The organism is Globicatella sanguinis NBRC 15551, from assembly GCF_001552295.1.
In the GTDB taxonomy this organism is placed as follows: Bacteria; Bacillota; Bacilli; order Lactobacillales; family Aerococcaceae; genus Globicatella; species Globicatella sanguinis.
The window spans coordinates 1-5,907 of record NZ_BCQX01000133.1 but is presented as its reverse complement, the minus strand read 5'-3'; the positions used below and the strand labels follow the sequence as shown (position 1 = coordinate 5,907).

General features: G+C 33.9%; 6 protein-coding genes. All 6 read right to left on the bottom strand.

Annotated features, from left to right (window positions below):
- Positions 1-135: 135 nt before the first annotated feature.
- On the bottom strand, positions 136-1,797 hold the full coding sequence (treC, locus tag GSA01S_RS09075) for an alpha,alpha-phosphotrehalase (RefSeq protein WP_066126819.1): 1,662 nt from the start codon (positions 1,795-1,797) through the stop codon (positions 136-138).
- A gap of 24 nt (positions 1,798-1,821) precedes the next feature.
- Positions 1,822-3,312 (bottom strand): PTS system trehalose-specific EIIBC component, encoded by a 1,491-nt coding sequence (treP, locus tag GSA01S_RS09070; RefSeq protein WP_066126817.1) that lies wholly within the window; start codon positions 3,310-3,312, stop codon positions 1,822-1,824.
- A gap of 124 nt (positions 3,313-3,436) precedes the next feature.
- Positions 3,437-4,312, bottom strand: coding sequence for an RNA-binding cell elongation regulator Jag/EloR (jag, locus tag GSA01S_RS09065; protein WP_066126816.1), 876 nt, complete (start codon positions 4,310-4,312; stop codon positions 3,437-3,439).
- Positions 4,313-4,328: 16 nt separating this feature from the next.
- A complete protein-coding gene (gene yidC, locus GSA01S_RS09060; protein ID WP_066126815.1) occupies positions 4,329-5,159 on the bottom strand; it encodes a membrane protein insertase YidC in 831 nt (276 codons plus the stop codon).
- A 6-nt stretch (positions 5,160-5,165) separates the two neighbouring features.
- Entirely contained in the window at positions 5,166-5,528 is a 363-nt protein-coding gene (rnpA, locus tag GSA01S_RS09055) for a ribonuclease P protein component (protein WP_066126814.1), read from the bottom strand.
- Positions 5,529-5,649: 121 nt separating this feature from the next.
- A complete protein-coding gene (gene rpmH, locus GSA01S_RS09050) occupies positions 5,650-5,784 on the bottom strand; it encodes a 50S ribosomal protein L34 (RefSeq protein ID WP_066126812.1) in 135 nt (44 codons plus the stop codon).
- Between the last annotated feature and the right edge of the window lie 123 nt (positions 5,785-5,907).

Below are 5,907 nucleotides of genomic sequence, written 5' to 3'. Positions count from 1 at the left end.
CCTTTAATCCATCAGAGGAACCTTAACGAATCAAACTTTGTTCTTTTATTAAAAAATCATCAAAAAACGGGATACCTACAAAAAGCACTGAAAGTACTTTGCTTAGTACCATTCAGTGCTTATATTGACAGCTAATTATTTTAATCGTTTTAAAACAATGATCTCATAAGGCGATAATTTAACGGATTGATTAACCACTTCAGCAGAGCCGTTGCCAATAATTTTTTCTGCTGTTTGATTAAAACCGTCTGGTAATTCAACTTCAACTTCACCAGCGTAGAAATGACTTAAAACTAAAATTTCTTCCGTCTCAGTGGTTCTCAAATACGCCATCACTTTTGGATCATCAAGTAAAATCCCTTGGTAAGTTCCATTAATTAAAGCATCTTCGGTTTTTCTTAAATGGATTAATTGTTTATAATATGCAAATATTCCATTCGGATTATTGAGTTCTGCTTCAACGTTTACTGTTGGATAATTACTTGCTACATCTAACCAAGGTTGCCCGTTAGTGAAACCAGCATTTTTCGACTGATCCCATTGCATGGGTGTCCGACTATTATCACGTGATTTCGCTTGAATAATAGTCATCACTTTGGCATCATCATACCCTTTTTCTAACATAATCTTATAGTTATTATGGGTTTCAATATCATTATACTGTGCAATTGTTTGATAATTAGGATTAGTCATTCCAATTTCTTCACCTTGATAAATATAAGGCGTTCCTCTTAAAAATTGAATCGTCGTTCCTAACATCGTTTGCGTTTCATAGGGATATTTTTCTACATCGCCAAAGCGACTATTTGAACGTGGTTGATCATGGTTATTTAAGAATAGTGCATTCCAACCCTCACCATCAGACATCCCTTGTTGCCATGCATCTAAAATAGCTTTTAATTCGATGAAATCAAAAGATGGATTACTCCACTTTTCACCGTCTTCATAGTCTACTTTTAAATGATGAAAACTGAAAATCATTGATAATTCATTTTCTTGTGGATTAGTATAACGAATTCCATTTTCAACGGTGGTTGAAGACATTTCTCCAACTGTCACAATATCCTCTCTTTGACCAAAAGTCGCTTGATTCATTTCATTAATCCATTTATGTACGATTGGTGTATCCGTATAAAGTGATTTTTCTTGTGAAGAACCAGGTTTTTCACTATCAATCAGATTGGGGTCTTTTCCAATTACATTTAAAACATCAAAACGGAATCCTTTCACCCCTTTATCTAACCAGAAACGAACTACTTTGTATAATTCTTGTCTCACATTTGGATTATGCCAGTTTAAATCAGCTTGTGTTACATCATACAAATGTAAATAGTACAAATCTGTGTCACCAAATTTTTCCCAAGCGGGTCCACCAAATTTAGATTCCCAATTGGTAGGCAATGAACCATCCGCTTTTAATGGACGTAAGTAGTAAAAATCTTGATAATAAGGATCCCCTGCTAATGCTTTTTGAAACCATTCATGTTCCGTTGAGGTATGATTAAAAACCATATCTAACATTAAATCAATATTGTGATTTTTAGCCACTGCTACTAATTTCTCAAAGTCTTCCATGGTACCAAATAATGGATCAATTTCAATGTAATTACTGACATCATAACCATTATCATTTTGTGGAGAGGGATAAAAAGGATTTATCCAAATCATATCGATTCCTAGATCAGCTAAGTAATCAATTTTCTCAATAATCCCTTTCAAATCTCCAATTCCATTGCCATCAGTATCTTTAAATGATTTTGGATATAATTGGTAAATTACTTTTTCTTTAATTGACACAGAATTTCCTCCTATATTAGTTGACTATGCTTTTTTTGAACCAGTAAATAAATTGGCTTTTTTAAAGGTAATTGTCAATACTAATGGTACACTGAATGCCACTAACATACAAATAATAAATGAAATCATCGTTTCCGGTGTAATCACTAAGAATCCAGGTAAACCACCTACCCCAATTGAAGTCGCTTGAACGTCAAAGGTTGTACATAATAAACCAGCAATACCAGAACCAATCATAGCAGCCACAAATGGATAAACATATTTTAAGGTAACCCCAAACATTGCAGGCTCAGTAACGCCTAAATAGGCTGATACAAAGGAAGGTATCGTTACTTGAGATTCCTCTTCGTCATGACGTGTTAACCACCAATATCCCACTACAGCAGAACCTTGGGCGATATTAGATAAAGCAATCATTGGCCATAGACCAGTTGTTTTTGAAGCAGTATCAGCGATTAATTGTGAATCGATCGCATTGGTCATATGGTGTAGACCAGTAATTACTAATGGCGAATACAAAGCACCAAAGATAGCACCAAATAACCATTTTAACGGCCCAGTTAATCCTGCTAATACCACTGTAGAAATAATATTTCCTAACCACCAACCAATTGGCCCCAATACAGTATGAGCTAAAATAACAGCTGGTAATAATGATAAAAATGGAACTAAAATCATTGATAACATTTCTGGAACATGTTTACGCCAGAATTTTTCTAAGTAACCTAATGCTAAACCAGCTAACATTGCTGGAATCACTTGCGCTTGATAACCAATCATATTTAATTTAAAGAAACCAAAATCCCATTGTGGCACTGTTCCTTCAGCTAATGCATCTGCGGCACCATAAGCATTTAATAATTGGGGTGATACTAAGGTTAAACCTAATACAATCCCTAAAATTTGAGTCGTTCCCATTTTACGAGTAACAGCCCAAACAATCCCAACTGGAAGGAAGTGGAAAATAGCCTCCCCAGGTAACCATAAGAAATGATTGACACCACTCCAAAATTGACTAACATCCGTAATGGTATTCCATACAGGTTCACCCGCAGCATTGGTCAGAGCGACACCATCTACAACTTTTTGTCCTAAGGCTTCAAAACCGACACCTTCTAAAACATTACGGAAGCCTAAAATAAGCCCCCCAACAATAATGGCTGGAATAATAGGTGCGAAGATTTCAGCTAAGAAAGCCATCGCTTTTTGCAATTTGTTTTGATTCTTCTCAGAAGCACGTTTAACATCTTCTTTAGAAGCCTCTGAAACACCTGACAAACGGGCAAAATCTTGATAAAACTCTGAAACAGCATTTCCAATAATAACTTGGAATTGTCCTGCTTGAGTAAACGTCCCCTTAACAGAAGCTAATTTTTCGATATCTGCTACCTTAGCTTTTGCTGGATCAACTAAAGCAAATCGCATCCGTGTTGCACAGTGTGTCACAGCTGCAATATTATCTTTACCACCAACTAAGTCAAGTAATGCTTTTGCATCTTGTTCAAACTTAGACATAATATGTCCCCCTTTTTTTAAATCTGACCACTTACGAAATGTAAGCGGTCTTAAGTTAAGTATATTACAATCTAATGGGTGAAACAATGCTCTGTGCTATTAATAGTTATTATAAGAATAAGTTTTATGGTTTATATTCGACTACTAAATAACGATTTGGGTCACGACCTTCAGAATGTGTTGCGATATGTTCAACCTTACTTAAATACGCATGGATTTGTTTGCGTTCATAGCTTGGTAATGGATCCAATACAACTGAATGTTTAGTTTTGAGCACTTGTTTTGCTGTACGTTCAGCAATTTGTTCTAAAACATTGGCACGACGATTACGATAATCCCCAATGTTGAGAATCACCGATTGGCGTCTTTTATCATATTGATGGACCATAATTTGAGCCAATACTTGTAATGAATTGATAATCTTACCGTGTTTCCCGATAATTAAACCAGATTTATCTGTTTCGATATTAAAGATAAGTTGATTTTTTTGACGTTCAACCGTTACATCCGCTTTTGCTCCGTAATCATTAATAATGTTTTCTAAATATTCGGCTACTTTTTGATGTTCAGCCATTAAATCATCGTGATGATTGTTTTCAGTTTCCACATTGTCAGTAATTAGTTCTGAATCTTTCACTGGAGTTTGAACAGATTTTGGTTTTTCAACCTTTGCCGGCTCAACTTTTTGTTCTTGCAGTTGTGGTTTTGCTTTTGATTTTTTTACTTCTTTTTTAATAGAGGGTTCGGGTGTTTTTGTATGGTCGATTAGCTCATCTTTTTTTTCTTCTACTTGCTTTTCAATTTCAGCAGTTAATTCTGAAATGGAGGCATTTTTAGAAATTTCAACGATGGCATCTTGTTTTCCGAAACCAAATAATCCTTTTTTCCCCTCACTAATAATGTTGATATTAGCTTCAGCTTCTGAAATATTTAATTTAGTCAAACCGATTTTAATCGCTTTTTCAACTGATTCAGCTCTAATTGTAGTACTATGTTCCATCCTGATTCGCTCCTTACTATTTTTTAACGCGTTTCAATGCCTTGCGCAAAGCACGTTGTTTTTCTTTTTCAGCTTGTAGTTTTGCTTCACGTTCTGCAATAATTTTATAAGGATTATTGTAAACAAATGTTTGAATTAATGTAATCGCATTTGAAACAACCCAATATAAAGTAACAGCACTTGGTAATCCAAGTGAAATTAATAAAATAAAGGCTGGCATGATATACATCATCGTTTTAACTTGACTATTTGGATTTTCATTACTTTTCATTGTGAAGTATGAATTCGCAAATGTTAATACCGCTGCCAATATCGGTAAAATAAATAATGGGTCCATTTGACCTAAGTTAGTCCATAAAAAATGCCCTTGCTTTAATTCTGGGGTACGACTAATTGATTGATAAAGGGACATCATCACTGGTAATTGAATCAATAAAGGTAAGCAACCAGCAAATTGATTAACACCATGTGATTCTAATAATTGTTGTTGTTCTTCTTGCGCTAATTGCATTGATTCACGGTCACGATTTGGATATTTTTCTTTGATTCTATCTAATTCTGGTTGTAATGCTTGCATTTCACGTTGTGATTTTAATTGCATTTTGGTCAATGGAATTAATAAAGCACGAATTAATATCGTAAAAATAATAATCCCAAGGGCATAACTACCGCCAAATAAATTTGATAACCAAATGATAAATTGTGACAAGTTATAAATAATATAACGATCCCATAAATTAGTACTTTCAGCACTAATTGGTTCGTTAACATTACCACAAGCGGTTAACACTAAAACTATCGATAACAATAGGATAATTTGTAACCATTTTTTATAATTTTTCTTCATATAGGTCTACTGCAACTCCTCTAACTTTTTGATATCAATAATTGAGGCAATTTTCATAACATGAACCAATGATTTTTTTATTTCATAAAAATTACGATTGACTATATCTTTGCGAGCTATTATTAAATAATCATATTCATTATTGATGGCAGGGGATAATTCATGAATCGCATGTCGTAGTAATCGTTTTATTTTATTTCTCTGTACCGCATTTCCCATTTTTTTACCAACCGATAACCCTACACGAAAATGTACTTGTCCAATTTTAGGGTACACATAAAGTACTAACTGGCGGTTAGCATAGGAAGTTCCATTTTGAAAAGCATCTTGAAAATCCTTTTCACTTTTTACACGATATTCTTTCTTCATTTTCTACCTCATCTTATACTTGACTCAATTATTCACTTTTCATTATAACGAATTTTAACGTAAAAAAAAATACAAATAGACAAATAAAAAAAGTTACCACGAAACGTAGTAACTTTTTGCATTATGCTGATAATTTTGCGCGTCCTTTTTGACGACGTTTTCTTAATACACGACGACCGTTTTTTGTACTCATACGTTTACGGAATCCGTGGACTTTTTTACGCGTTCTCTTTTTTGGTTGGTAAGTTCTTTTCATTATGACACCTCCTAAAATCTAAACCTTTATGTCAATACCTAAAACATTTTAATGAAGTATTGGCTAAAAGTCAAGATGCTATCGTTGATTTTTAGGAATAAAAGTAACATTTTTTTAATATGG